The sequence below is a fragment of the Scandinavium sp. M-37 genome, assembly GCF_043558715.1.
Taxonomy (GTDB): Bacteria; Pseudomonadota; Gammaproteobacteria; order Enterobacterales; family Enterobacteriaceae; genus Scandinavium; species Scandinavium vulneris_A.
Genome location: NZ_JBIGIN010000042.1, coordinates 13,410 through 36,994, shown reverse-complemented (window position 1 = coordinate 36,994; position 23,585 = coordinate 13,410). Strand labels below are relative to the sequence as shown.

21 protein-coding genes are annotated in these 23,585 nt (G+C 54.1%); 9 read left to right on the top strand and 12 right to left on the bottom strand.

The window, feature by feature from the left end:
* Positions 1-109: 109 nt before the first annotated feature.
* The gene (locus ACG0Z5_RS21295; RefSeq protein WP_394450961.1) at positions 110-523 is read right to left on the bottom strand and encodes a CoA-binding protein; all 414 of its coding nucleotides are present in this window, start codon (positions 521-523) and stop codon (positions 110-112) included.
* 168 nt (positions 524-691) lie between these two features.
* On the opposite strand from ACG0Z5_RS21295, the gene csgI reads away from it, so the two are divergent.
* Together csgI and mgsA are read left to right on the top strand one after the other, a co-directional pair.
* A complete protein-coding gene (gene csgI, locus ACG0Z5_RS21290) occupies positions 692-1,354 on the top strand; it encodes a curli synthesis inhibitor (protein ID WP_394450959.1) in 663 nt (220 codons plus the stop codon).
* 94 nt (positions 1,355-1,448) lie between these two features.
* A complete protein-coding gene (gene mgsA / locus ACG0Z5_RS21285; RefSeq protein ID WP_394450958.1) occupies positions 1,449-1,907 on the top strand; it encodes a methylglyoxal synthase in 459 nt (152 codons plus the stop codon).
* 91 nt (positions 1,908-1,998) lie between these two features.
* On the opposite strand, the gene helD is transcribed toward mgsA, so the two are convergent.
* Positions 1,999-4,053 carry a DNA helicase IV gene (gene helD, locus ACG0Z5_RS21280; RefSeq protein WP_394450956.1) on the bottom strand — a complete coding sequence of 685 codons (2,055 nt, stop codon included), beginning with the start codon at positions 4,051-4,053 and terminating at the stop codon, positions 1,999-2,001.
* Positions 4,054-4,177: 124 nt separating this feature from the next.
* Here helD and ACG0Z5_RS21275 point away from each other — a divergent pair, with 124 nt between their 5' ends.
* Positions 4,178-4,624 (top strand): YccF domain-containing protein, encoded by a 447-nt coding sequence (locus ACG0Z5_RS21275; RefSeq protein WP_319787100.1) that lies wholly within the window; start codon positions 4,178-4,180, stop codon positions 4,622-4,624.
* 17 nt (positions 4,625-4,641) lie between these two features.
* Positions 4,642-6,777 carry a YccS family putative transporter gene (gene yccS / locus ACG0Z5_RS21270; protein WP_394450954.1) on the top strand — a complete coding sequence of 712 codons (2,136 nt, stop codon included), beginning with the start codon at positions 4,642-4,644 and terminating at the stop codon, positions 6,775-6,777.
* Here the strand turns inward: yccS and ACG0Z5_RS21265 are convergent.
* Positions 6,758-7,387 carry a TfoX/Sxy family DNA transformation protein gene (locus ACG0Z5_RS21265; protein ID WP_394450952.1) on the bottom strand — a complete coding sequence of 210 codons (630 nt, stop codon included), beginning with the start codon at positions 7,385-7,387 and terminating at the stop codon, positions 6,758-6,760. The two genes, yccS and ACG0Z5_RS21265, sit on opposite strands and share 20 nt — an antisense overlap.
* A 217-nt stretch (positions 7,388-7,604) precedes the next feature.
* Here ACG0Z5_RS21265 and sulA point away from each other — a divergent pair, with 217 nt between their 5' ends.
* Positions 7,605-8,102 carry an SOS-induced cell division inhibitor SulA gene (gene sulA, locus ACG0Z5_RS21260; protein ID WP_394450950.1) on the top strand — a complete coding sequence of 166 codons (498 nt, stop codon included), beginning with the start codon at positions 7,605-7,607 and terminating at the stop codon, positions 8,100-8,102.
* A gap of 354 nt (positions 8,103-8,456) precedes the next feature.
* Complete coding sequence (gene ompA / locus ACG0Z5_RS21255) at positions 8,457-9,509, top strand: porin OmpA (protein ID WP_394450947.1); 1,053 nt, start codon at positions 8,457-8,459, stop codon at positions 9,507-9,509.
* Positions 9,510-9,609: 100 nt separating this feature from the next.
* Here the strand turns inward: ompA and matP are convergent, their stop codons facing one another.
* The gene (gene matP, locus ACG0Z5_RS21250) at positions 9,610-10,062 is read right to left on the bottom strand and encodes a macrodomain Ter protein MatP (protein WP_319629867.1); all 453 of its coding nucleotides are present in this window, start codon (positions 10,060-10,062) and stop codon (positions 9,610-9,612) included.
* A 184-nt stretch (positions 10,063-10,246) separates the two neighbouring features.
* Here matP and ACG0Z5_RS21245 point away from each other — a divergent pair, with 184 nt between their 5' ends.
* Positions 10,247-12,004: an AAA family ATPase gene (locus tag ACG0Z5_RS21245; protein ID WP_394450945.1), complete on the top strand. Its 1,758-nt coding sequence runs from the start codon at positions 10,247-10,249 to the stop codon at positions 12,002-12,004.
* 69 nt (positions 12,005-12,073) lie between these two features.
* Positions 12,074-12,592, top strand: a complete 519-nt coding sequence (gene fabA / locus ACG0Z5_RS21240; RefSeq protein WP_319629865.1) for a bifunctional 3-hydroxydecanoyl-ACP dehydratase/trans-2-decenoyl-ACP isomerase — start codon at positions 12,074-12,076, stop codon at positions 12,590-12,592.
* Between the two features lie 80 nt (positions 12,593-12,672).
* On the opposite strand, the gene rmf is transcribed toward fabA, so the two are convergent.
* The 6 genes from rmf to rlmKL form a co-directional block, all read right to left on the bottom strand.
* The gene (rmf, locus tag ACG0Z5_RS21235) at positions 12,673-12,840 is read right to left on the bottom strand and encodes a ribosome modulation factor (protein ID WP_054179110.1); all 168 of its coding nucleotides are present in this window, start codon (positions 12,838-12,840) and stop codon (positions 12,673-12,675) included.
* A gap of 255 nt (positions 12,841-13,095) precedes the next feature.
* The gene (gene pqiC, locus ACG0Z5_RS21230) at positions 13,096-13,662 is read right to left on the bottom strand and encodes a membrane integrity-associated transporter subunit PqiC (protein ID WP_394450941.1); all 567 of its coding nucleotides are present in this window, start codon (positions 13,660-13,662) and stop codon (positions 13,096-13,098) included.
* Positions 13,659-15,299 carry an intermembrane transport protein PqiB gene (gene pqiB, locus ACG0Z5_RS21225; RefSeq protein ID WP_394450939.1) on the bottom strand — a complete coding sequence of 547 codons (1,641 nt, stop codon included), beginning with the start codon at positions 15,297-15,299 and terminating at the stop codon, positions 13,659-13,661. Before pqiB ends, pqiC begins: the two co-directional genes overlap by 4 nt.
* Position 15,300: 1 nt before the next feature.
* Positions 15,301-16,557 carry a membrane integrity-associated transporter subunit PqiA gene (gene pqiA, locus ACG0Z5_RS21220; protein WP_394450937.1) on the bottom strand — a complete coding sequence of 419 codons (1,257 nt, stop codon included), beginning with the start codon at positions 16,555-16,557 and terminating at the stop codon, positions 15,301-15,303.
* Between the two features lie 14 nt (positions 16,558-16,571).
* Positions 16,572-18,476 carry an ABC transporter ATP-binding protein gene (locus tag ACG0Z5_RS21215; RefSeq protein ID WP_394450935.1) on the bottom strand — a complete coding sequence of 635 codons (1,905 nt, stop codon included), beginning with the start codon at positions 18,474-18,476 and terminating at the stop codon, positions 16,572-16,574.
* 12 nt (positions 18,477-18,488) lie between these two features.
* On the bottom strand, positions 18,489-20,594 hold the full coding sequence (gene rlmKL / locus ACG0Z5_RS21210) for a bifunctional 23S rRNA (guanine(2069)-N(7))-methyltransferase RlmK/23S rRNA (guanine(2445)-N(2))-methyltransferase RlmL (protein WP_394450933.1): 2,106 nt from the start codon (positions 20,592-20,594) through the stop codon (positions 18,489-18,491).
* Positions 20,595-20,687: 93 nt separating this feature from the next.
* On the opposite strand from rlmKL, the gene ACG0Z5_RS21205 reads away from it, so the two are divergent.
* Positions 20,688-21,797, top strand: coding sequence for a YcbX family protein (locus ACG0Z5_RS21205; protein WP_394450931.1), 1,110 nt, complete (start codon positions 20,688-20,690; stop codon positions 21,795-21,797).
* Here ACG0Z5_RS21205 and zapC read toward each other — a convergent pair.
* Both zapC and pyrD read right to left on the bottom strand, forming a co-directional pair.
* A complete protein-coding gene (zapC, locus tag ACG0Z5_RS21200) occupies positions 21,794-22,336 on the bottom strand; it encodes a cell division protein ZapC (RefSeq protein ID WP_394450929.1) in 543 nt (180 codons plus the stop codon). The genes ACG0Z5_RS21205 and zapC overlap by 4 nt on opposite strands.
* Before the next feature lie 167 nt (positions 22,337-22,503).
* Positions 22,504-23,514 (bottom strand): quinone-dependent dihydroorotate dehydrogenase, encoded by a 1,011-nt coding sequence (gene pyrD, locus ACG0Z5_RS21195; RefSeq protein ID WP_394450927.1) that lies wholly within the window; start codon positions 23,512-23,514, stop codon positions 22,504-22,506.
* Positions 23,515-23,585: the final 71 nt, after the last annotated feature.

The following is a 23,585-nucleotide window of genomic DNA, read 5'->3' as shown; positions in this document are numbered from 1 at the left end:
GTAACATAAAAAAATCCGTAATCCCTGTGAGATTACGGATTCTTACACAGCCACTGGATCGGTCAACCGATCCTTAACTGATCGGCATTACGCTGATGCGGGGTTTGTTTTATTTGGCGAGTCCCAGTCGCGGGATTTCAATCGCCGGACATTTATCCATGACCACGTTCATTCCCGCATCGCGTGCCAGGACCGCTGCCTGCTCGTTGATCACACCCAACTGCATCCACAGGGTTTTCGCGCCAATAGCAATAGCCTCTTGCGCCACACCCCACGCCGCTTCGGAATTACGGAACACGTCGACCATGTCCACTTTTTCGGGCACCTCTGCCAACGTTCCATAGCCCTGTTGGCCCAGCAGCGTTTTACCCGCCACTTTCGGCGACACCGGAATAACGTGATAACCCTGATCCAGTAAATATTTCATCACCCGATAACTTGGGCGATCCGGCTTGTCGCTCGCCCCGACCAGGGCGATGGTGCGGGTTTCTTTCAAAATGCCTGCAATCTCGTTCTCTTTCATTTTGTCCTCCGGGCAATTTTGCAAAGTGTACGACAATCCCGTGAAGCCAGCCATTCAGTCATACCAGAGTATGAGGGCGGAAACGTGGATTATGTCTATATGTTAATAAAAACCCATTTCGTAAAGATTTGATACACTCTATGAACAGGCTTTTTTCAGGAGATCGCGATGAAAACGGGGATGGTCATGTTATGTCTGTTGCTTCTGATGCCTGTCAGCGTCTCTGCCACAACGCTTCGGCTCTCGGGTGATATTGATTTACTGGTCCTGGACGGCAAAAAAGTCTCCAGCCTGCTGTTACGTGGAGCGGAAAGCCTTGAAGTGGATAATGGTCCGCATCAGGTCGTATTTCGGGTCGAGAAAATCATTGTCTTGCCCGATCAGAATCGTCAGCTGTACGTTTCCCCTCCGCTGATTGCCAGCTTCAATTCGCAGTTAGTAGGCCAGATAAATTTCAGCTTGCCGCGGCTCGAAACGCTGGAAGAGACCCAGGTCTTCACCAGTACGCCGCACGTCAGCCTGCTTGATGGCAATGCGATGCCTATTCCGGTCAAACTCGATATCCTGGCCATTACCCAGGCCAGCGAGGATATCGACTACGAAACGGCCACCGAAGCCTACAACCAGGCGAATAAGCAGGCCTCCAGCACCCCGTTCAGCACTCCCCTGCCTGACGACAGCACGTTATTATCGAAAACAACTGAGCTTGATAATCCGGCGTATCAGTCGCAAACCTTGACCGAACAGCGGCTCAAGTACTGGTTTCAGCTGGCCGATCCGCAAACCCGCCATCGCTTTCTCGAATGGGCAAAATCGCAGCCGTCCTCCTGAGATCATGACCTGGCACAGGAAAATTTGCCGTTGCCGCTTGCAGCAACAGTCACTTCCAGTAATCTGTCCGCATGTTGAATAGTGGAAAATAATTATGGAACAGACAACCCGTACTCTGCCGGGCCGCAAGCATATCGCCCTGGTCGCGCACGATCACTGTAAGCAGATGCTGAAAACCTGGGTGGAGCGTCATCAGCCGCTGTTGGCTCAGCATAACCTGTACGGCACCGGCACTACCGGGAACCTGGTTCAGCGTGCGACCGGCCTGGAGGTGGCAGCCATGCTGAGCGGCCCGATGGGCGGCGATCAGCAGGTTGGCGCGATGATCGCCGAAGGCAAAATTGACGTGCTGATCTTCTTTTGGGATCCGCTGAATGCGGTCCCGCACGATCCGGATGTGAAAGCCCTGCTGCGTCTGGCAACGGTGTGGAATATTCCGGTCGCGACCAACGTGGCTACCGCCGATTTCATTATCCAGTCGGCGAACTTCAATACCCCGGTTGAGATTCAGATCCCCGATTATCAGCGTTATCTGGCTGAACGGTTGAAGTAATTACGGAGTGCCCGGCGGCACTGCGTTTGCACGGGCCTACCGTTTTTATCGGCTCCGTCAGCGTAGCACCCCGGGCAATTTAGCGCCTTAATCACGGTTTACGCGCGACCGGCACATCCAGGTATTTCAGCACTTCAACAAACACCGACGGCTGCGCTTTGTTGTACATCAACCATACCCGCTGCCGAGCCCGCGTCATCGCCACGTACAGCAAACGCCGTTCTTCCGCATCCGGAAAATCCTCTGGCTGTGGCAATAGCGCCTGCTCCATCACTGATTCACGCGCGGGAGCCGGGAACGCATCCTGCCCGTCCTGCAAGCCCAACACAATCGCGTAATCGGCCTGTTGACCTTTGCTGGCATGGATGGTCATAAAATCAATTTGCAGCTTCGGCCAGCGCGTCGCCGCTTTGTCCAGCGCCGCAGGCTTCAGATGGTGATAACGCGCCATGATCAGAATGCGCTGCTCCGGCTTTGCATACCCGCTGAGCTTATCGAGTAACGCATCCAGCTGATCGTCTGCCAGCAGCGTGACGGCCTTTTTATCTCCAGCCGACAGACTGTTCAGCGGCTTGCTAAGCTGATGCGGATTTTGCTGAATAAATCGATTGGCGATCTCGCCGATTCGGCTGTTGAAGCGGTAGGTGGTGTCGAGCGCACAGCAGTCACCTTCGCCAAAATAGTGATTAAACGCGGTGGTCAGCGACAGTTGCGCCCCGCTGAAACGGTAGATAGCCTGCCAGTCATCGCCGACGGCAAACAGCGTGGTCTGAGAATTTTGTTTACGCAAGGCCGCCAGCAGCGCGGCACGCTGCGGTGAAATGTCCTGAAACTCATCCACCAGAATATGTTTCCATGGGCTGACGAAACGCCCTTTCTCCAGCACGTTAATCGCCTGATGAATCAGTCCGGAAAAATCCAGCGCGCCTTCGTCCTTCAGTGCCGTTTTCCACGCTTTAAGCAATGGCGCCATCAGCTTGACGCGTTTGCCAAAGAGTTCGCGCACTTCTTCCGGCGCGCCGTCAATCATTTCGGCCTGTGAACCACCGTGGCTGCGCATCAGACTGACCCAACGGTCAAGTCGGCTGCCCATACGGCGCAGGATTTTAGGGTCGTGCCAGTAGTCTTCCTCCGGCACCTCCCATTCCATTTCTTCTGTTAGCCATTGTCGCCAGCCTTTGGCCTGCGCTTTTTTCTCCTGACACTGCTGCTGCCAGCAGTCGGTCAGTAATTTCTGTCGAGCCGCCGTGTCATTTTCCAGCTTGCTGATGACCGGCACTTTTTTACTGCCCTGCTGAATAATATGCAACGCCAGCGCGTGAAACGTTTTGGCGCTGATGGCGTCAGTATGCAGACGTTCACGGATACGTTCGTCCATCTCCTGCGCGGCCTTTCGGCCAAACGCCAGCAGTAATATTTGTGAGGCGTCGGCTTCACCGCGCGTCAGCAGCCAGCCCGCCCGGGCCACCAGCACCGAGGTTTTGCCACTGCCAGCCCCGGCAAGTACCAGTAATGAACGCTCGCCATTCACTACCGCCCGCGCCTGAGCGCTGTTCAACGGCGAGGATTCGATCCCTTCGAAGAAGGCAGCATACTGGGTCAGCATTGTTTCAGTAAAAGCCTGATTGTGCTTCAACCGGCTGGCATCCCTATCCTTCAACCACGCCTGACACTGCCGCCAAAGTTCGCGACAATTGTCAAAACTCTCCAGCCGACTGACAGGGACAGGCAGTGCTTCAAGCGCATTAAGAATTTTTTGTCGCAGCTGTGCGACCGCATCGCGGGTCAGCCATTTGCCTTCCGCACTGTGACGCGAAATCACCGCCAGCTGCTGACGCAGTACCTCGGCGGCGATGCTGCTCATCTCCTCGCTCCACTGCTGCCAGCGGGTTTGCAGGTGATGATAAAAACGTTGGGTATCAGCCCATTCAGTGCCGTGCAGGCGCACCACTTTGTCATCCGGCAGGACGAACTCCAGTTCGCCCCACACTAGCCCACGCTTACAGTGGATAGCGGTTAGCTGATTAAAAGGAATCAGATATTCATGGCGATCGCCGGACACTTTGACCCCGGCATTCAGGAGTTCAACCCGGTCATAAGGATGCTGAGCCATTCGTTTGCCGAGGGCGGTTGCTTTTAGTTCCATGTCTTGCCAAATCCCGGAGGTAGACTTATGCATGACAGTGTAACCGCCAGATTCCAGGTGCTCCAGCGCTAAAAAACGTTACAATCATCAGGTCTTTCGATTCACAGGACTGAACAGAGGTCATATGCGTACCGTTCTGAATATTTTGAATTTTGTGTTAGGTGGTTTTTTTACAACGCTGGGCTGGTTACTGGCTACGGTGGTCAGTATGGTGCTGATTGTTACCTTACCGATGACCCGTTCCTGCTGGGAAATTACCAAACTTTCGTTCCTGCCGTTTGGCAACGAAGCCGTACACGTGGATGAGCTGAATCCGGACGACAAAAGTGGTCTGATGAACACCGGTGGTACGGTGCTGAACATCCTGTGGTTCGTGCTGTTCGGCTGGTGGTTGTGTCTGACGCACATCGTCGCAGGCATTGCGCAGTGTCTCACCATTATCGGCATTCCGGTGGGGATAGCGAACTTCAAAATCGCCGCAATTGCCCTGTGGCCGGTAGGCCGCCGCGTGGTCTCTGTCGAAACGGCCCGCGCCGCACGCGAAGCCAATGCGCGTCGTCGTTTTCAGTAATCGGGGCTGATTGCCGAATGTTAAGCCCAATATTGCGCCGCTATACCTGGAACAGCGCCTGGCTGTATAACGCCAGAATCTTCATCGCTCTGTGCGGGACCGCCGCCCTGCCGTGGTGGCTGGGCGAAGTAAAACTCACCATCCCACTGACACTTGGCGTGGTTGCCGCCGCGCTGGCGGACCTCGACGACAGACTGGCAGGTCGCCTGCGTAATCTGCTGATTACGCTGGTGTGCTTTTTCATTGCGTCGGCATCGGTAGAACTGCTATTTCCCTGGCCATGGGCATTCGCGCTGGGCCTGACGCTGTCCACCAGCGGGTTTATTCTGTTGGGCGGCCTGGGTCAGCGTTACGCCACTATCGCGTTTGGCGCACTGCTGATTGCCATCTACACCATGCTCGGTGTGTCGCTGTATGAGCACTGGTATCAGCAGCCGTTGCTGCTGCTCGCGGGCGCCATTTGGTACAACCTGCTGACCTTAACCGGGCATCTGATTTTCCCGATCCGTCCGTTGCAGGATAATCTCGCCCGCAGCTATGAACAGTTGGCTCACTATCTGGAACTTAAATCCCGATTATTCGATCCGGATATCGAAAATGAAACCCAGGCCCCGCTGGTTGAACTGGCAATGGCTAACGGACAACTGGTCGCGACGCTTAATCAGACCAAAGCGTCGTTGCTGACCCGTCTGCGTGGAGACCGTGGCCAGCGCGGGACACGTCGTACCCTGCACTACTATTTTGCTGCCCAGGATATCCACGAACGCGCCAGCTCCTCGCATGTGCATTACCCTTCGCTGCGCGATACCTTCCGTTACAGCGACGTGATGTTCCGTTTCCAGCGCCTGCTTTCGATGCAGTCTCAGGCTTGCCAGCAGCTCTCTCGCTCCATTCTTTTACGCACGCCGTATCAGCACGATTCACGCTTTGAGCGTGTTTTTGCGCATCTGGATGCAGCCCTGGAACGCGTGAGCGCCAGCGGGGCAGATAAAGAACAGATGAAAGCGCTGGGCTTTTTACTGAACAACCTGCGCGCCATCGACGCCCAACTGGCAACCATCGAGTCTGAGCAGCAAATGGCGATGCCGCAGAGTGAAACCGAGACGCAGCTGGCCGACGATCGTTTGCACGGATTCAGCGATGTCTGGCTGCGGTTGAAGCGCAACTTTTCATCTGACTCCGCCCTCTTCCGCCACGCGGTGAGAATGTCGCTGGTCCTGTGCGCCGGCTATGCCTTTATTCAGTTTACCGGGATGCATCACGGATACTGGATTTTGCTCACCAGCCTGTTCGTGTGCCAACCGAACTATAACGCGACGCGCCACCGTCTGGCGCTGCGCGTTATCGGCACCCTAATAGGTGTGGCAATTGGGCTGCCAGTGCTGTTACTGGTGCCGTCAGTGGAAGGTCAGTTGTTGCTGATTGTGCTGACCGGCGTGCTGTTTTTCGCTTTCCGCAACGTGCAGTACGCCCATGCCACCATGTTTATCACCCTGCTGGTGCTACTGTGCTTTAACCTGTTGGGCGAAGGTTTTGAGGTAGCCTTGCCGCGTGTTATCGACACGCTGATAGGCTGTGCCATCGCCTGGGCTGCGGTCAGCTTTATCTGGCCCGACTGGAAGTTCCGTAACTTGCCGACGGTGATGGCGCGAGCAGTCGATGCCAACTGCCGTTATCTGGATGCGATTCTGGAGCAGTATCACCAGGGCCGTGATAACCGTCTGGCTTACCGGATTGCCCGTCGCGATGCTCATAACCGGGATGCGGAACTGGCGTCGGTGGTTTCTAATATGTCGACCGAGCCTCGGGTAACCGCGGACATGCGTGAAACCGCTTTCCGACTTTTGTGCCTGAACCACACCTTTACCAGCTATATTTCGGCGCTGGGCGCCCACCGGGAAAAGTTAACCAATCCCGATATCCTCGCCCTGCTGGATGATGCGGTGTGCTACGTCGATGACGCGTTCCATCACACGCCCTCAGACGAGCAGCGTGTGCAAAGTGCGTTAGCGGGATTAATGGAACGGATCCGTCATCTTGAACCCGGGTCTGATATCAAAGCGCCGCTGGTCCTGCAGCAGATTGGATTAATGGTGAGCCTGTTACCTGAGTTTTGCCGCCTGCAGCAGCAGGTTACTCCTCAGTCGGCCTGACTTTCCTTTTCGCCGTCATCATCTCCGCCCACTCCTGGAGATGCTGACGGCGTTGCATCGGAACGATGGCCGCATGGATCCCCTGAATGGCCCCCTCCAGCGCAAATAACACGCTGATACTGAGATCTTTGCGAATGCCGCGAAGACGAGTCCAGACCGCCATCGCCCCCAACCGCCGCAGCGTCACCTCATCGTGAATTCCCGCCTCAAACAGCAGGAGCTCAAGCTGAAAAGTTATGTTGGGCAACTTACGCAGCCGCTGCGAATCACAGCGCAGGCTCTTTTCGTTTTGCGCTCCCCGTAAGGACAGCGCAGACAATCGCAATAAGAGCGGTTGGTTATGCCAAAGTGTGTCATCCACCCAGTAGTAGTTCAGTGAAATCGGCCGCCCACGCTTAGCTAGCGTTAATAATCGTGGCGGCGTTGCGGCATGATAGACCGCACTTTGCTCACACACCCTGAGATAAAGGTCGCCATGCGCCACCATGGCAAACACGGTGTCATCGATTGAAAGGCTGTATCCGCCAAATAATGCGCGGTGATGAATGGTGCCTAATGAGGACAAACATTCCTCACATTGATAGATCCGTTTATATGATAGTTTTCCCATGATTATATCCTGTAATCATGCAGTTAGATGAAAGAGTTCGGGTAACGGATCCGTTAGAAACGACCATAGGCAACTTCATTTGCGGGGGCAAGAGGTTCTTCACGGAGGGGAGGAATTCTGTGCAATTTTGCGAGGTGCTTTCAGAAAATGAGGTTGATCTTTAAACCCACCAGGTATACTGTATATTCATACAGTAACCCACAGGGCGGGATTCACAATGTACACTTCAGGTTATGCAAATCGCAAAGCAATGGTTTCTGCAACCGCAGTCAACCAACCCCAGCAGAGTTCCACTGGGCTTATCAGCGAAGTGCTTTATCGTGAGGATCAGCCGATGATGACTCAACTGCTGCTGCTCCCTCTTTTGCAGCAGCTCGGCCAGCAGGATCGCTGGCAGCTGTGGCTCACCCCGCAGCAAAAATTGAGCCGTCAGTGGGTTCAGGCCTCGGGCCTTCCACTATCAAAAGTGATGCAGGTGAGTCAGATGCTGCCAGGTGCTACGCTTGATTCAATGATTCGTGCACTGCGTACCGGAAACTATAGCGTTGTCATTGGCTGGATTGCTGAAGAATTGAGCGAAGAAGATCAACATCGGCTCGCTAATGCAGCCGAAGAAGGTCACGCCATGGGGTTCATTATGCGTCCGGTTCGAACCTCTTCTCAGCCATCGAGACAGTTTCCTGGGCTAAAAATTCACTCGAATTTGTATCATTAAGTAAATTTAGGATTTTTCCTGGTATTTTTTTTGCGCGATCGATAAGCCATGATTATATACGGGTTATTTTAGGAAAGTGCTTGTGTGGTGCGGTTCTCAGCATTTTGTTCGGAACAAAAATTCAACATAAATGTTAAATAATGTGTATACAACTCTTTTTTTTTCATATGCCTGACGGACTTCACACTTGTAAGTTTCCAAGTACGTTGTAGACTTTACATCGCCAGGGGTGATCGGCTTAAGCCACAGATTATGGCGTACTTATAGTTAGGTCCCGCCCCCGGTGAAGGATTTAACCGTGAACTTCTACATGGATATTCATGGCGATTTTTGGATGATAACGAGGCGCAAAAAATGAAAAAGACAGCTATCGCGATTGCAGTGGCACTGGCTGGCTTCGCTACCGTAGCGCAGGCCGCACCGAAAGATAACACCTGGTATGCTGGTGGTAAGCTGGGCTGGTCTCAGTTCCACGATACCGGTTGGTATGACAGCTCCCTGAACAACAACGGTCCAACCCACGAAAGTCAGCTTGGCGCTGGTGCTTTCGGTGGTTACCAGGTAAACCCGTATGTTGGTTTCGAAATGGGTTATGACTGGCTGGGCCGTATGCCTTATAAAGGCGACCAGGTTAACGGTGCATTCAAAGCTCAGGGCGTTCAGCTGACTGCTAAACTGGGTTACCCGGTAACCGACGATCTGGATGTTTACACCCGTCTGGGCGGCATGGTATGGCGCGCTGACTCCAGCAACAACGTTGCTGGCGACAACCACGACACCGGTGTTTCCCCAGTATTCGCTGGTGGCGTTGAGTGGGCTATGACCCGTGATATCGCTACCCGTCTGGAATACCAGTGGGTTAACAACATCGGCGACGCTGGCACTGTAGGTGTTCGTCCAGACAACGGCATGCTGAGCGTAGGTGTTTCTTACCGTTTCGGTCAGAACGACGTTGCTCCAGTTGTAGCTCCGGCTCCAGCTCCAGCTCCAGAAGTACAGACCAAGCACTTCACTCTGAAGTCTGATGTTCTGTTCAACTTCAACAAATCTACTCTGAAACCAGAAGGTCAGCAGGCACTGGATCAGCTGTACTCCCAGCTGAGCAACCTGGATCCTAAAGACGGTTCCGTAGTGGTTCTGGGCTTCACCGACCGTATCGGTTCTGATTCCTACAACCAGAAACTGTCTGAGCAGCGTGCACAGTCTGTTGTCGATTACCTCGTATCTAAAGGTATCCCGTCTAACAAGATCTCCCCACGTGGTATGGGTGAATCCAACCCAGTTACAGGCAACACCTGTGACAACGTGAAAGCTCGCGCTGCACTGATCGACTGCCTGGCACCAGATCGTCGCGTAGAGATCGAAGTTAAAGGCATCAAAGACGTTGTAACTCAGCCACAGGCTTAAGTTATCGTCTAATAAAAAACCCCGCGATGCGGGGTTTTTTTTGTCCTGCGAATCTGAAATAGATAAGCCTGAGGCTACAACTTACCTGAATTATTCCCTGTTACTCTTTCCCTAACATAGCCTGCAAGTCCTGCTTCAGCGTGCTCATCTTAGTGGCATACTTCTCTTTGTTTTCCGCATCTTCAATCAGCTGCACAATCGTTTCTGACAGCGTTTTACCACGACGTTGTGCGAGACCCGCCAGCCGTTGCCAGACGATAAATTCCAGGTCGATAGATTTCTTGCGAGTATGCTGATGCTCAGCGTTGAAGTGCCGCTTGCGCCGCGCCCGAATCGTCTGTTTGAGACGATTGAACAACCCGGGGTTCATGTGCTGCTCAATCCAGTCGTTTACCTGTACAGGTTCGTTTTCGAGCGTCAACAAGGTATCTACCGCGTCCTGTGCCGCGCTGGCCTCAATGTAGCGGGTGATGAGCTCACCTTCCCGGTGCTTTTTCACCAGGTACTTCCATTTCCAGCCGCTTTCAAGGTTTTCCAGTTGTTGATATTTCATTGCGATCTCAATGTGACCGTGTAACTCATTTCAGGATAACAGGTTTTTGCTGATGTGCTGAGAAGAAATCACCCTTGTCTCGCAAGGCTAACGCCGTCACAAAAGTAGCCCGCTAATCCCCGTGTGCTGACTGACGCCTTGAGGTATAATCACCCGCTTTACATCTGACTAAAAAACAGCGACTTTGACGATTACAAAACTTTCACGGCGCGATTTAGCCCCTGACCTTGAAGCTTATCAGACGCTGTTAGCCCAGCCTGATTTAGCCACCGAAACCGATTCCTTACCCAGCGAACTGCAGGCTCGTCTGCACTACGCGCTGGATCAATTCCTTTATCCTCAGGCTATCTCTGACATCCTGCTTGTTAAAGCCCCAGAGGAGCCGGAATACCTGCAACTGCTGGCGGATGCGACGCGCGAATTGCGAAAGAGCCCGACAACGCTGTGTGGCGTTCAGTACACGGTTAATGGCAACGCCGTCAGCCTGACCCCCGCCTCAGCGCCAGAAGACAACTTCGCAAGCCTGAGCCCGGTGATTCAGGCCGATTGGGTTGAAGCCGAGCAACTGTTCGGCTGCGTCCGTCAATTTAACGGCGAAATCACGCTCCAGCCAGGTCTGGTACATCAGGCTAACGGCGGCGTGCTGATCCTGTCATTGCGCAGCCTGCTCTCGCATCCACTGCTGTGGATGCGTCTGAAAAACATCGTTTCCCGCCAGCGCTTTGACTGGCTGACCTTTGATGACGCTCGCCCCCTCCCGGTCACAATCCCCTCCATGCCGTTGTCGCTGAAGGTGATGCTGGTCGGTGAACGCGAATCGCTGGCGGACTTCCAGGAGATGGAACCGGAGCTGTGCGAAAAAGCCATCTACAGTGAATATGAAGATAATCTGCAGATAGTCGATGAAGACGCGCAGAAACTCTGGTGTCAGTGGGTGTGGCATATCGCTCGTGGCCTGAACCTACCGGGCCCGGATACCGATGCCTGGCCGCTTTTGATTCAGGAAGGCGCTCGCTACACTGGCGACCAGCAGGCATTGCCGCTGTGTCCGCTGTGGATTGGTCGCCAGCTGCGTGAAGCCGCGGCTTTCTGTGAGGGTAAACGCTTTAACGCAGAGCAGCTGGCAACGATGCTCAATCAGCGTCAGTGGCGTGAAGGCTACCTTGCCGAGCGCATGCAGGACGAAATTCTGCTTGAGCAGATCCTGATTGAAACCGAAGGTGAACAGATTGGGCAGATCAACGCTCTGTCAGTGGTTGAGTTCCCGGGTCACCCGCGAGCCTTCGGTGAGCCTTCACGAATCAGCTGCGTAGTGCATATTGGCGATGGTGAGTTCACCGATATCGAGCGGAAAGCGGAACTCGGCGGAAACATCCATGCCAAAGGCATGATGATCATGCAGGCGTTCCTGATGTCAGAGCTCGGGCTGGATCAACAAATCCCCTTCTCTGCCTCACTGACGTTCGAACAATCCTACAGTGAAGTGGACGGTGACAGCGCGTCAATGGCTGAACTCTGTGCGCTCATCAGCGCGCTGTCGAACGTGCCGGTCAATCAGAGCCTGGCGATTACCGGCTCCGTTGATCAGTTCGGTCGTGCGCAGCCGGTCGGTGGCCTTAATGAAAAAATTGAAGGCTTCTTCGCCATCTGTCAGCAACGCGGCTTAACGGGCAAGCAGGGCGTCATTATTCCTGCCGCCAACGTGCGTCATCTTAGCCTCGCGCAGGATGTGCAGCAGGCCGTAGAAGCGGGTGAATTTTCACTGTGGGCGATAGATGATGTGACCGATGCCCTTCCACTCCTGACGCAGTTGATTTGGGATGGGGAAGGTCAAACCACGCTTCTGCAAACTATTCAGGAACGTATAGCTCAGGCAAATCAGCAGGATACACGTCATCGCCCGTGGGCGTTACGCTGGATGAACTGGTTTCATTCAAACTGATCGGACTTGTTCAGCGTACACGTGTTAGCTATCCTGCGTCGCGAACTCAAAATAAGGCTTACTGAAAACATGGTAGATAAACGCGAATCCTATACAAAAGAAGATCTTCTTGCCTCCGGACGCGGCGAGCTGTTTGGCGAAAAAGGCCCACAGCTGCCGTCAGCCAACATGCTGATGATGGACCGTGTCGTTAAAATGTCCGAAACAGGCGGTAACTTCGATAAAGGCTACGTGGAAGCAGAACTGGATATCAATCCAGACCTGTGGTTCTTCGGTTGCCACTTCATTGGCGACCCGGTAATGCCTGGCTGCCTCGGCCTTGATGCCATGTGGCAGCTGGTTGGTTTCTATCTGGGCTGGCTCGGCGGTGAAGGCAAAGGCCGTGCGCTGGGCGTGGGTGAAGTGAAATTCACCGGTCAGATCCTGCCGACGGCGAAAAAAGTGACCTATCGCATCCACTTCAAACGCGTTATCAACCGTCGTCTGATTCTGGGTATCGCGGATGGTGAAGTGCTGGTTGACGGTCATCGCATCTATGAAGCGACCGACCTGAAGGTTGGCCTGTTCCAGGACACCTCTGCGTTCTAATTCGTTTCATTGCCCTTTAGGGCTTTCAGAAACGGCGAAGCCTCTGCATGCAGAGGCTTCTTTGTTTTAAAGAGACAGCATCAGGCGATAACTGCCCTGTCCTCCATGGCTTCTCGCCAGCCTCCCAGCCAGTGTGACCTTTGGTTTAAGGTCTGATAAGGACAGATTTCTTTTGATTTACCAGCGATGCCAGCCTGGTATCCACGTTGATGTGCCCGTTCCAGGCGATCACGTTTTTGTCTCTTCATGCCTCGTTTCCCTCATTTTTTGATCTGGTGGAAAAGAAAACAATGGTCACCAAATGTGCAACCACACATTAGGGATAACCTGAATCGGGCGCAGCGTCAATGCGCAAAATTCACGCCAGTGTCATATTTGTGAGCTACTCAGAAGTTCATTTGTACAAAAAGTGTGAAGCGGCACAACTAACCGCCTGAGGCCAAATGCAAAAAAAACCGCAGCAGAAACATGTCTGCTGCGGTTTTAACGGTGATGAATTTTACTTATGGCAAGCGATTCATCGACTGAGCAATCGCGGCGGCTTCCTGACTCCAGGCCTGCGCCAGCGTTTTCACCATCGCATCATAGCCGTCCTGCTGCTGCTTGATTTCAATGTGGAATGGACGCTTGATGAGCTGCCCCTGATGGTTCAGGAGCCACTCACCGCTGACAATGACCTTCCCATCGTAACGGCCATGAAAACCGCTGACATTGACGTTCAGCGTATCCTGGCTGCTGCCTAACGGCTGCGAGGCCACTACCCAGCCCGGAAGCTGGTTACTCAGGTTCGCCACCAGCGTGGTACGCAGCTGCTGATCCAGTGGGCTGGCCCACAGATTATTATTGGCAATCACGTACTGCACGTCGCTGGTCTGATACACCACGCCGTTTCCGGCGAGGTAATCAGGAATGCTCACTTGCTCCACCCAAAGCAGGCGTCCATCCTGGCTGGCCGTGCTTTGTACTCCCGTTTGCGGGAGTGGCAGTTGATAGTACGTTTTGCTTTCAGTGCCGCTGCTGCATGCCGACAGCAGGCAGACCATCGCTACGGCGGGTAGCCATTTTTTCATTCTTTTGCCCTCTTCGGCTGCGGATCCTTTTTATCCTTCGCTTCGAACACCAGTGCGTTGCTCTTATCGTTGAGCGTTTTCAGTACCGGCTGGAGTTCACGCAGAACCTGATCCAGACGCTGCATATCACCGACCATCTTATTGTAGGCCGCGGAGCCCGGCTGGAAGCCCTGCATACTGCGGTTCAGCTCACGCAGCGTTTTCTGCATGTCGGCTGGCAGGTCCTGCATCGACTGGCTGGCGGTAATCTTATTCAGATTATCCAACGTGGCCTGCATATGCTTCATCGTGGTCTGGCTTTCTTGCAGCGTATTGGTTGCCTGCTGTAACAGCGGGTTCAACGGCAGGTTGTTGATCTTATCGAGAGCATCCATCAGACGCTGTTGAATCTGCGCCAGGCCACCACTCACGGTTGGAATGATAGCGAAACCGCCGAATTCACGGAACTTGCCGCGCGGTTCAGCCTTCGGATAGAAATCGAGATCGATATACAACGCGCCGGTGACCAGATTCCCTGACTTCAGAGAACCCCGCAGTCCCCGGTCAACCAGGGTATCCAGATGTTTACGAATATCCGGATCGCCGCCGAGCTGATTAATCAGGCGTTCAGGCTCGATGCGCACCTGTACCGGAATGCGATAATCGTCATTCAGACGCTGATGCAGCCCTGGAATAAAGAACGGCACTTTACCGACGGTCCCAAGACGAATACCGCGGAATTCTACCGGAGCGCCAGGCTGAAGCCCACGAACCGAATCTTTAAAGAACATCACGTAATCAATATGCTCGGTGTACATCGCATCCTGAATGGTGCGCTGATCATCAAACAGGTGATATTCCGTTTTATTCGCCACCGGCTCGCCAAGTTCCTGCCCTTCCGGCACGTCAAAGCTCACGCCCCCGCCAAACAGCGTGGACAGGGAACCCATCTCGACACGCATCCCGGCCGAGGTCAGATCCACCGCAATACCGCTGTCTTTCCAGAAGCGTACGTTGGTGGTGACCAGTCGATCGTTCGGCGCATTGATAAACAGCTGATAACTGATGGTGCGTTTTTCCGGATTAAAGTTGCTGGTTTCCACCGAGCCAACGCGATAACCCCGGAACAGCACCGGGTCACCCGGAGAAAGCTGTCCCGCCTTTTTGCTTTCGAGGTTTATGCGGATGCCCTTCGCATCTGGCGGTGCCAGCGGCGGTGCATCCAGCAGCGAGAACTGGGCAGGCTGAGCGCCCTTTTTACCCGGTTGCAGTTCGATGTACGCTCCTGACAGCAATGTGCCAAGGCCGCTGATCCCTTCGCGCCCTACCTGCGGTTTGACCACCCAGAACACGGAATCGCCATGCAGCAGTTTTTCCATGCCGGTGTTCAGACGCGCCTTAATTTCGACGTGCGTCAGGTCATCGGTCAATGTGGTACTTTCCACCACCCCGACGTCCACGCTGCGGCTCTTGATGCGGGTTTTTCCGCCTTCAATACCTTCCGCGTTGGTCGTCATCAGCGTCACTTCCGGGCCCTGATGGCTGTAGTGATAAAAGATTATCCAGGCGCCAATCAGTGCGGTGACGATGGGAAAGATCCACACCGGCGACCAGTTTTTCACCTTCTGCACTTTGGCCTCTCCACTCTTATTTTCCATGTTATTGCTTTTCCTCATGGCTTGATTCTGGCTCACGATCCCATAACAGACGCGGATCGAAGGTCATGGCGGAGAACATTGTCATCACAACCACCAGCGCGAACATCACTGCTCCAATCGCCGGATAGATATTCATTAACCCTCCCATGCGTACCAGCGCTGACAGCACTGCTATCACAAAGACATCAATCATTGACCAGCGGCCAACGAATTCAACCACCTCATACAGTAAATGCAGCCGCTCGCTGTCTCGCTTCCCTTTCCCGTTGGCATTCCAGCACAGCCAGGCGATGGCGATCATTTTCAGCGTCGGCACCATAATACTGGCAATAAATATCACCATGGCGACCGGATACGATCCTTCACTCCAGATCAATATGACACCCGCGATAATGGTCGAGGGCATTTTATCGCCCAACAGATCCGTAATCATGATCGGCATAATATTGGCAGGGAAATAGAGCAGGATAGAGGTCACTAACAGTGCCAGCGTCCACTGTACGCTGTTTTTACGCCTGACCGTGCCCTTCGATTCACAGCGCGGACATACGTGCTGGTCAGCGGGCAAAATAGCCGTGCAGCAGGAGCATGACCGCAGGCCTTGCTGAATGCCCGGCACGCCCACTTTTAGCGGCTGATCCAGTTTCGGCATTGGGGCGATATCTTCCCACAGCCAGCGGCGGTCAACGCACTGAAAGGCGCGCAGCTGCAGCAAACAGAACAGACACCAGGGGATAAAACTGCTGCCGACACCAACATCCCCGTAAGCCATCAACTTCACAAAACTGACTAACACCCCGGCGAGAAAGATTTCCGCCATTCCCCAGCTTTTTAAATGGAACAGGATGCGGGCAAGAAAGGCCTGGATTTTTTCCGGCAGCGGCACCCGATTGACCAGCAAGATAATGGTCAGCAGGCAAAACGCCGGGACCAACTGGACAAACAGCAGGAAAAAGGTGCCAAGGCTGGCATAGTCTTGGGTGAATAATACGCGGGGAATTTCCAGCAGTTCGACTTCACTGTTAATTCCGCCCACGCTCATATTAACGAAGGGAAACAGGTTAGCCAGCAACAGCATGAACAGCGCCACCAGCGCATAGGCGGTGGGCCGCTGTCGCGGCTCATCCCATTCCGTGGTAAGCGTTGTGTGACAACGAGGACACAACGCTTTGTGGCGGTGCTCAAGGTGCGGTAACGCCACCAGCATATCGCATTGTGGGCACAGAATGTGCCCGGTCGCAGGGTGATGCTCGCACATGAACGTTCCTCTCATTAACCGCCGTTTTTTAACGCTTCAAGATATTCCCAGCGTTCAAAGGCTTCTTCCAGTGCCTTTTCCGCTTGCGCCATATCCGCCAACACTTGTTGCGTGTGGTCATGAGATTGACTAAAGAAAGTCGGGCTTGCTACCTGCGCCTGTAATCCTTCCAGGTTCGCTTCAAGTTCCTCAAGCCGTTGAGGAAGCTGCTCTAATTCGCGCTGCAGGTTATAGCTTAGTTTGCTGGGCGCGCGTTTGACAGTTCCTGCTTTCGCCTGCTCTTTGGGACTCTTCGTGTCGACAGTCTGTTTTCTCGCCAATGACTGCGATTGCTGCCCACGGGCATCGTGATAGCCGCCAACGTAGGCACCAATTTTGCCGTCGCCTTCGAAGATCCAGCAGTCGGTGACGGTGTTATCGACGAACTGACGATCGTGGCTGACCAGCATAACCGTACCCTGATAGCCGTCGATCAGCTCTTCGAGCAGTTCGAGGGTTTCAACGTCCAGGTCGTTGGTGGGTTCATCGAGGATCAGCAGGTTGCTGGGTTTGAGGAACAAGCGTGCCAGCAGCAGGCGGTTACGTTCCCCGCCGGATAGCGCGCGTACCGGCGTCATGGCGCGTTTCGGATGGAACAGGAAGTCCTGCAGATAACCGAGCACGTGGCGCGGTTTACCGTTGACCATCACTTCCTGTTTGCCTTCGGCCAGGTTGTCCATCACCGTTCTGTCCGGATCGAGTTCGGCGCGGTGCTGATCGAAGTAGGCCACTTCCAGTTTGGTGCCCACATGCACGCGACCGCTGTCAGCCTGCAGCTGACCCAGCATCAGTTTCAACAGCGTGGTTTTACCACAGCCGTTCGGGCCGATCAGCGCAATTTTGTCGCCGCGCTGAACCTGGACAGAGAAATCCTTCACCAGCACTTTGCCATCGACCTGGTAATCGACGTTTTCCAACTCAAACACGATTTTGCCTGAGCGGCTGGCTTCTTCGACCTGCATACGCGCGCTGCCCAACACTTCGCGACGCTCGCTACGCTCACGGCGCATATCTTTCAGCGCACGGACTCGGCCTTCGTTACGGGTACGACGGGCTTTGATGCCCTGGCGGATCCAGACTTCTTCCTGCGCCAGCTTGCGGTCGAACTCGGCGTTTTGCAGTTCTTCCACGCGCAGCATCTCTTCTTTTTCCAACAGATACTGATCGTAGTTACCCGGATAGGTCACCAGCTTGCCGCGATCGAGATCGACAATGCGCGTGGCCATATTGCGGATAAACGAACGGTCGTGCGAGATGAAGATAATGGTGCCTTTAAACGTTTTCAGGAACCCTTCCAGCCAGTCGATGGTTTCGATGTCCAGGTGGTTCGTCGGTTCGTCGAGCAGCAACACCCGCGGGCCGCTGACCAGTGCGCGGCCCAGCGCCGCTTTACGCAGCCAGCCGCCGGAGAGCGAACTCAACGCCATGTCGGCCTCGAGGCCCAACTGTTCCAGCACTTCGTTAATGCGGCTTTCAATCTGCCACAGACCGTGGTGATCCAGCAGCTCCTGCAGCTTCGCCATCTCGTTGAGATTTCTGTCGCTCGGGTCAGTCATCACCAGATGAGAAATCTCGTGATAGCGCTTGAGGTATTCCGCCTGCTCTGAGATACCTTCGGCGATGAAATCGTACACGCTGCCTTCCACATTGCGCGGCGGATCCTGTTGCAGACGCGCCACGACCAAGTCCTGTTCATAGATGATGCGACCATCATCCAGGCCCTGCTCGCGGTTGAGGATTTTCATCAGCGTCGATTTACCGGCGCCGTTGCGCCCAACCAGACAGACGCGTTCGTTATCCTCGATATGCAGTTCAGTGTTATCAAGGAGAGGCGCATCGCTGAATGACAGCCACGCACCATGCATACTAATTAAAGACATTTATTCTTTCCTTCAGGCTGCAGTAATCAGCCAGCAGTTATGGATCTGACGGTTACGGGCAAAATCAGGCGAAAGCGTTTTTTGAGTAATTTCTTCTGCTTTCAGGCCCAGTTTTGCCATGCCGTCGCTATCAAGTTTGAAGCCGCGCTTGTTGTTGGAGAACATGATCGTGCCGCCTTTACGCAGCAAACGTTTCAGATCGGCCATCAGCTTCAGGTGATCGCGCTGCACGTCGAATGTATCTTCCATGCGCTTAGAGTTAGAGAAGGTCGGCGGATCGATAAAGATCAGGTCAAACTGTTCGTCAGCATCACGCAGCCAGCCAAGCACATCCGCCTGCAACAGGCGGTGTGGACGTCCGGTCAAGCCGTTGAGACGCAGGTTACGTTCAGCCCATTCCAGATAAGTGCGCGACATATCCACGGTAGTGGTGCTGCGTGCGCCGCCTAAACCTGCATGTACGCTGGCGCTGCCGGTGTACGAGAACAGGTTAAGGAAGTCTTTGCCTTTGCTCATCTGGCCCAGCATCCGGCGAGCGATGCGGTGGTCGAGAAACAGGCCGGTATCGAGATAGTCAGTCAGATTCACCCACAGGCGCGCGTTATACTCGCTAACCTGCATGAATTCGCCCTTCTCGCTCATTTTCTCGTACTGGTTTTTGCCTTTTTGACGTTCGCGGGTTTTCAGCACCAGACGGTTGGCTGCAATGCCCATCACCGAAATGGTCGCCGCAATCACATCAAACAGACGCTGACGCGCTTTGGTCGCATCCACGGTTTTCGGCGGGGCATATTCCTGAACGACCACCCACTCACCGTAGCGATCGACCGCCACGTTGTATTCCGGCAGGTCGGCATCATATACACGGTAACACTCAATGCCTTCCTGACGTGCCCATTTCTCAAGCTTCTTGAGGTTTTTGCGCAGACGGTTGGCGTAATCATCGGCCAGCATCACCGTGGCGGTGCCATCGGTTTCGGCCAGATGATAGTTTTTCTGTACGCAATCCAGCGGGCCGTTCTTGGCTTTGAACTGGCGCTCGGCGCGCAGTTGCAGACAGCTCAGCAGCTCCGGAGAGGCGCTGAACAGTGACAGGTTCCAACCGCCAAACTGGGTTTTCATCAAGCGGCCCAGCAGGTTGTGCAGGGCAATCAGGGCCGGTTCGCTGTCCAGACGTTCGCCGTAAGGCGGGTTACTGATAACCGTGCCGTATGGGCCTTTCGGCAGCGGATTGCTAAGTTTGGCGACGTCTTTGACTTCGAAAGTGACGAGGTCGGCAATGCCTGCCCGACGGGCGTTGCTGCGCGCACGCTCAATCACGCGGCTGTCGATGTCAGAACCGTAGAAATGGGATTCGTAGGCGGCAAGCCCGGCACGAGCGCGCGTTTGTGCCTCGGCTTTCACTTCCTGCCAGACGGCTTCGTCATGCTGTGCCCAGCCGCTAAAGCCCCAGTGGCCACGGTGCAGGCCCGGAGCCCGGTCGGTGGCCAGCATCGCGGCTTCAATCAGCAATGTACCGGAACCACACATCGGGTCGAGCATCGGGGTACCCGGCTGCCAGCCGGAACGCATTACGATGGCTGCTGCCAGCGTTTCTTTGATGGGCGCAATACCAGTAGCGTCTCGATAGCCACGCAGATGCAGACCTTCGCCACTCAGATCGAGAGAGATGTGCGCGACTTCTTTATTCAGGCGCACGTTAATGCGTACATCAGGATTTTCTTTATCGACGTTCGGGCGTGGCAGATTTTTACGGGTGAATGCATCGACGATGGCGTCTTTCACCTTCAGCGCACCATACTGGCTGTTACGAATTTCTTCGTTCACGCCGCTGAAGTGCACAGCAAAGGTCGCATCCTGATTGAACATCTCTGTCCAGTTGATGGCCTGCACGCCAAGGTACAGGTCCAGATCGCTGTAAACCTTGCACTCGGTGAGCGGCATCATGATACGGGACGCCAGGCGGCTCCACATCAGGCTCTGATAGAGCAGTCGCGTGTCTCCTTCAAAATGGACACCACCCTGAACCACCTGACACGCCGTGGCGCCCAGGTTTTCCAGTTCAGTTTTTAACAGCTCTTCCAGCCCACGGGCCGTACTGGCAAACAGAGAATTCATATCGTCACTTATTACTCGCAGAAAATTGTTGCGCATTATAGCGAATCTGGGCTTCATATAGGGCGACTTTTTTCAAACGCAGAGGATTGCGGAATGGCGACGTTGGGAAGGCTCTATATTCACCCGGTAAAATCCATGCGCGGGATCGGTGTCACGCACGCGTTGGCTGACATGAGCGGTATGGCTTTTGACCGTATTTTTATGGTCACCGAGCCAGACGGCACCTTCATCACCGCCCGTCAATATCCGCAGATGGTGCGCTTTACACCGGTGCCGATGCATGACGGTTTGCACCTTACCGCCCCGGATGGCAGCGTGGCGATGGTGCGTTTTGCTGATTTTACCGCTGACGCCGCGCCAACCGAAGTCTGGGGCAACCATTTTTCCGCGTTGATCGCGCCCGCAGATATTAATCAGTGGCTGTCGGGCTTCTTTAAGCGCGATGTCCAGCTACGCTGGGTCGGCCCCGAGCCTACGCGTCGGGTGAAACGCTATGACGCTGTACCGCTCTCCTTCGCCGATGGTTTCCCCTATCTATTGACCAGTGAAGCCTCGCTGCGCGATCTGCAAAATCGCTGCGCGGCCAGCGTGCAAATGGAACAGTTCCGCCCCAATCTGGTGGTTACCGGCACCCTGGCGTGGGAAGAAGACCACTGGAAAGTGGTTCGCATCGGCGACGTGGTCTTTGATGTGGTCAAACCTTGCAGCCGCTGCATCTTTACCACCGTCAGCCCGGCGCGCGGACAAAAACACCCGGCAGGTGAACCGCTGGCTACCTTACAAAAATTCCGTACCGCCCAGGATAACGGCGACGTCGATTTTGGTCAGAACCTGATTGCCCGCAACAGCGGCGTGGTTCGCGTCGGTGATGAAGTTGAAATTCTCTCCACCGGCCCAGGTAAAGTCTATGGTGCAGGCGCAACGGAAGAGGTGCTGGAGGTTGAAGCCGCGCAGGACGCGGTGGTCGATATTGACTGGCAGGGCCAGGTGTTTAAAGGGAACAATCAGCAGATTTTACTGGAACAACTGGAACAACAGGGGATCCGCGTACCTTATTCCTGTCGGGCCGGTATTTGCGGAAGTTGCAGGATTACGTTGGTCGAGGGAGAGGTGAGCCCGATGAAGCAAAGCGCGGTGGCGGACGATGGCACTATCCTGTGCTGCAGCTGCGTTCCGAAAACCGCGCTGCGACTGGCGCGTTAAACGGCCTGACCGTAGCGCATCGTTGCCGACATCGGCTGCGGTTGCAGGCGGTCATTCATCACTTTAATCGCGTCGCCTAACTGCATGGTACGACCGGCCAGCGTCAAACCCGGTTGTGCCAGCAAACAGAGCGCCGCATTATCGCCCGGCTCGACCACCAGCAGATTCACGCGTTCGCCACTGTCGCTCAACCACACCGCGGCCGCATCGCCCGTTACCGGCTGCCAGCTGTCGCTATGCGCGACAAAATGCCAGCTTTTGGGCATCTGCGGTTTCAGGAAACGAATGGCCACCAGCGCGTTAAGAATGAGTTCGGCGCGATGTTCTTTGGTTAATTCAAGGTCACGGCATTTTTCTTCAAAAGAGAAATAGAGTGCGGCGTCATCTACACAAAAGCCTGTAGGATCAAAGGCATCTGGGGTCAGCATCCGGCGGGCGAAACGAGAACGAAACAACATACCATTGGCTAAATCGAGCATCATACGATCGTGCTCTTCATCAAAATACCAACGCCAGTTATCGTCAGGTTTAATTCGCATTTCTGTTCCCCGCTCTCTTAAGCATCCGATGCCCGAAACTCATATTCCCGTTTCGTTAATTTGTCTGAATTAAGAAAAGACCATAAAGTTTAAATTAGCAACACTTGTGGAATATAAAACAACCAGGGCAGGAAATAAAGCCCTGGTTGTAAACTGCGCAGGAAAGATTAGAGGTGGGTAACGATTTCTTTAATCAGCGGCGGGCCCTTAAAAATAAAGCCGGAATAGATCTGCACCAGTGACGCACCGGCAGCCATCTTCTCACGTGCGGCCATCACCGAATCGATACCGCCCACACCAATAATAGGTAAGCGTCCCTTTAATTCGGCAGACAGCAGTCGAATAATTTCCGTACTTTTTAACTGTAATGGACGACCGCTTAAACCACCGCTTTCATCACAGTGTTTCATTCCCTGGACGAGAGAACGATCGAGTGTAGTATTGGTGGCAATAACACCATCAATATTATGGCGAAGCAAACTGTCTGCCACCTGGATCAATTCTTCGAGCGAAAGATCTGGTGCGATCTTAACCGCCACCGGGACATATTTATGGTGGATCGATTGCAGCTCATTTTGCTTATTTTTAATCGCCGACAGCAAATCATCCAGCGCTTCACCATATTGTAAGGTGCGCAGACCTGGGGTATTTGGCGATGAAATATTAATCGCAATGTAACCGGCGTAGGCGTAGACTTTTTCCATACAAATCAGATAGTCATCTTTACCCTGCTCGACCGGTGTGTCTTTATTCTTACCGATATTAATCCCGAGCACGCCGTCGAAGTGGGCTTTTTTAACGTTCTCAACCAGGTTATCGACACCCAGGTTATTAAAGCCCATACGGTTGATCAAACCCTCGGCATCGACCAGACGGAAGATCCTCGGTTTGTCATTCCCCGGTTGAGGGCGCGGCGTGACAGTGCCGACTTCGACGGATCCGAAACCCATCGCCCCGAGTGCATCGATACACTCCCCGTTCTTGTCGAGTCCTGCGGCTAAACCCAGCGGGTTTTTGAACGTCAGCCCCATGCAGGTTACCGGTTTTGCAGGCACTTTCTGGCGCACCAGCGCTTCAAATGGCGTGCCGGTGACACGGCGTAATTGTTGAAAAGTTAATTCATGAGCGCGCTCTGGATCGAGCTGGAAAAGGGCTTTACGAACGAAGGGGTAGTACATGAACTCTCCTGGATTCCCGGTAGCAAACCGGGGGCGTATTATGTTCTATCCGTCGCCGAAAGGGAATTGAC

Coding starts and splice junctions, on each gene's coding strand:
- fabA (WP_319629865.1), top strand. CDS start 12,074: ATGGTAGATAAACGCGAATCCTATACAAAAGAAGATCTTCTTGCCTCC.
- ACG0Z5_RS21295 (WP_394450961.1), bottom strand. CDS start 523: ATGAAAGAGAACGAGATTGCAGGCATTTTGAAAGAAACCCGCACCATC.
- rmf (WP_054179110.1), bottom strand. CDS start 12,840: ATGAAGAGACAAAAACGTGATCGCCTGGAACGGGCACATCAACGTGGA.
- ACG0Z5_RS21215 (WP_394450935.1), bottom strand. CDS start 18,476: ATGTCTTTAATTAGTATGCATGGTGCGTGGCTGTCATTCAGCGATGCG.
- ACG0Z5_RS21275 (WP_319787100.1), top strand. CDS start 4,178: ATGCGTACCGTTCTGAATATTTTGAATTTTGTGTTAGGTGGTTTTTTT.
- ACG0Z5_RS21265 (WP_394450952.1), bottom strand. CDS start 7,387: ATGGGAAAACTATCATATAAACGGATCTATCAATGTGAGGAATGTTTG.
- pqiC (WP_394450941.1), bottom strand. CDS start 13,662: ATGAAAAAATGGCTACCCGCCGTAGCGATGGTCTGCCTGCTGTCGGCA.
- pqiA (WP_394450937.1), bottom strand. CDS start 16,557: ATGTGCGAGCATCACCCTGCGACCGGGCACATTCTGTGCCCACAATGC.
- sulA (WP_394450950.1), top strand. CDS start 7,605: ATGTACACTTCAGGTTATGCAAATCGCAAAGCAATGGTTTCTGCAACC.
- mgsA (WP_394450958.1), top strand. CDS start 1,449: ATGGAACAGACAACCCGTACTCTGCCGGGCCGCAAGCATATCGCCCTG.
- rlmKL (WP_394450933.1), bottom strand. CDS start 20,594: ATGAATTCTCTGTTTGCCAGTACGGCCCGTGGGCTGGAAGAGCTGTTA.
- ompA (WP_394450947.1), top strand. CDS start 8,457: ATGAAAAAGACAGCTATCGCGATTGCAGTGGCACTGGCTGGCTTCGCT.
- helD (WP_394450956.1), bottom strand. CDS start 4,053: ATGGAACTAAAAGCAACCGCCCTCGGCAAACGAATGGCTCAGCATCCT.
- matP (WP_319629867.1), bottom strand. CDS start 10,062: ATGAAATATCAACAACTGGAAAACCTTGAAAGCGGCTGGAAATGGAAG.
- pqiB (WP_394450939.1), bottom strand. CDS start 15,299: ATGGAAAATAAGAGTGGAGAGGCCAAAGTGCAGAAGGTGAAAAACTGG.
- zapC (WP_394450929.1), bottom strand. CDS start 22,336: ATGCGAATTAAACCTGACGATAACTGGCGTTGGTATTTTGATGAAGAG.
- csgI (WP_394450959.1), top strand. CDS start 692: ATGAAAACGGGGATGGTCATGTTATGTCTGTTGCTTCTGATGCCTGTC.
- yccS (WP_394450954.1), top strand. CDS start 4,642: ATGTTAAGCCCAATATTGCGCCGCTATACCTGGAACAGCGCCTGGCTG.
- ACG0Z5_RS21205 (WP_394450931.1), top strand. CDS start 20,688: ATGGCGACGTTGGGAAGGCTCTATATTCACCCGGTAAAATCCATGCGC.
- pyrD (WP_394450927.1), bottom strand. CDS start 23,514: ATGTACTACCCCTTCGTTCGTAAAGCCCTTTTCCAGCTCGATCCAGAG.